The sequence below is a fragment of the Xanthomonas sp. SHU 166 genome, assembly GCF_000364685.1.
Taxonomy (GTDB): domain Bacteria; phylum Pseudomonadota; class Gammaproteobacteria; order Xanthomonadales; family Xanthomonadaceae; genus Xanthomonas_A; species Xanthomonas_A sontii.
Window position 1 is genome coordinate 1 of sequence record NZ_AQOJ01000384.1, and the last position, 445, is coordinate 445.

The following is a 445-nucleotide window of genomic DNA, read 5'->3' on the forward strand; positions in this document are numbered from 1 at the left end:
TAGCGGTAGCCGATGAGGTCGAAGCGGAGCATGAGAAGTGCGCTAGCCAGCAAAACCATGAGTCCGATCAACCCGAAGTAGCTAAGTCCTAGTACGCGATCAAAGGTCGCATCGAAGACGATGTAGATCAAAGGGGGCATCATCACCAAGGCGCCGAAGGCCAAGTAGCCCAAGAGTGCAGTCATCATGCTTCCATGAGCCAGCCCATGGGGAAATGCCTCGATGACCGCGCCTCCGCTGTTGGGTGATCGACTGGCCGGTACGCCGTGCGGCGGCAAGAGGACGGCCTGGGTCCCCACGCCTTTGAACACTTCGTTCTCGTGCAGCTTGAAGAATTCGTCGCAGGCCTGCTGGCCGAGCCATTCGATGTCGGCCATACCGGCGGGTCGGCGCGATGTCAATGGCTTGGGCCCGGAGGCTGGGTGCTTGTCGTTCTTGATTCGGG

1 protein-coding gene is annotated in these 445 nt (G+C 59.8%); it reads right to left on the reverse strand.

Annotation, left to right across the window (positions count from 1 at the left end):
* Positions 1-377 (reverse strand): hypothetical protein (locus D180_RS10660; protein WP_198526543.1); only part of this gene is annotated, 377 nt, incomplete at its 3' end.
* Positions 378-445 lie beyond the last annotated feature (68 nt).